The sequence below is a fragment of the Citrobacter sp. TBCS-14 genome, from assembly GCF_005280805.1.
GTDB lineage: Bacteria > Pseudomonadota > Gammaproteobacteria > Enterobacterales > Enterobacteriaceae > Citrobacter > Citrobacter gillenii.
Map to the genome: position 1 here is coordinate 1 of NZ_SZWM01000009.1, position 213 is coordinate 213.

Consider the following 213-nt stretch of genomic DNA (forward strand, 5'->3'; position numbering starts at 1 on the left):
ACCTACGATACCAATGTCGAAGGCTCTATCGTCTATGGTGAGCCGCGTAACGTCAGCCTCACTGCCAGCTACCAGTTCTGATAATACCCAGTCTGTAAAGTATCCACCTGCATGTCGGGTGGATTTACTGAAAAGCTAAAAAGCAAAAAGCCCGCTCAAGTTTCCTTAAGCGGGCTTCTCAAATATGGCTCCTCTGACTGGACTCGAACCAGT

1 protein-coding gene is annotated in these 213 nt (G+C 48.4%); it reads left to right on the top strand.

From position 1 onward, the window contains the following. Positions 1-81: hypothetical protein (locus FDX22_RS32505; protein ID WP_370316532.1), on the top strand; the 81-nt coding region annotated here is incomplete at its 5' end. Between the last annotated feature and the right edge of the window lie 132 nt (positions 82-213).